1 protein-coding gene and 1 pseudogene are annotated in these 1,300 nt (G+C 35.6%); both read left to right on the forward strand.

The window, feature by feature from the left end; genetic code table 11:
• Positions 1-822, forward strand: an 822-nt coding sequence (locus AC1DTM_RS26945) for a pyruvate kinase (protein ID WP_477001324.1), incomplete at its 5' end; no start/stop codon positions are given.
• A 371-nt stretch (positions 823-1,193) separates the two neighbouring features.
• Positions 1,194-1,300: pseudogene (locus AC1DTM_RS26950) on the forward strand (DUF1292 domain-containing protein); the annotation flags it as partial.

A 1,300-nucleotide genomic window follows, 5' to 3' on the forward strand; every position in this document is an offset into this window, starting at 1 on the left:
ACACTTGAAGCAGGGGAGTTATTTATTTTACATACTCATCCAGTACAAGGGAATAAAGAAGAAGCAAGTGTTGATTATGTAGGGATTGCGAATGACGTGAAGGTTGGTAGTAGGATTCTTATAAATGATGGAGAAGTTGAGTTAATCGCTGAAAAGGTAAGTGCGGACAAAATAGAAACGAGGATAAAAACAGGTGGAAATATTGCCTCTCATAAAGGGGTGAATTTACCAGGTGCAATTGTTAGTTTACCAGCTATTACAGAGAAAGATAAAAAAGACATTCAGTTTCTTTTAGAAGAGAATGTTGATTTTATTGCGTGTTCCTTTGTGCGGAAACCTAGTCATATAAAGGAAATACGAGAGTTTATACAAGAACATAAAGAAACTTCCCCGAATTTAATTGCAAAAATAGAAACGATGGAAGCAATCGAGAATTTTCAAGACATATGCAAAGAAGTAGATGGCATTATGATCGCAAGGGGAGATTTAGGTGTGGAACTGCCGTATCAATTTATTCCGCTTTTACAAAAAATGATGATTCGTGAGTGCAATCGAACGAATACATATGTAATTACAGCGACACAAATGCTTCAATCTATGGTAGATCACTCTATTCCTACAAGAGCTGAGGTGACTGATGTATTTCAGGCTGTATTGGACGGAACGAATGCTGTTATGCTTTCTGCTGAAAGCGCGTCAGGGGATCATCCAATTGAAAGTGTGAAAACATTACGTCTCGTTTCTGAATTCGCTGAGCATGTAAAAAAAGACGGTCCTTTTGCGATGAAAGATGTACTGGAATTACTGCATAAGTCTCTTTAGTTTATATAGAAGGATTTATCTCTCATCCTAAAAACGTACAGAAACGAATCAGGGTATGAGGTGCCATTTTAGAGTATTTACTTACAGATTGAAAGGTGGCATGCTTGCTACCTATATGAAAGAATCGTTATGGAACATAGAGGTCTTTCGAAAATCGAAAGAAGGATATTAAATTAATTAATCCAATTATCTCATTTAAAATATGTTCATTCCTATTCATAAATGATATCCTTATAGTTGAATACTTTTGCTGAACCAGCAAGAATTTGTTGTTCTTTCTGTATGAATTCAACTTTTTTATGGAAAGATATGTTAGTAAGTGTGCAATTTGARCGTTTTATTTTTTAGAGTATGATAGGAGGAGAATGAATATGGAAGCAATTGAAGTAGGCGAAATTTTTAGTCTTACCGATGAGAATAATGAAGAACAGGAAGTTGAAGTGCTTGGAGCGATGGATGTCGAAGGAGCAGAATACAT

Source organism: Bacillus sp. P4_D3 (assembly GCF_056401855.1).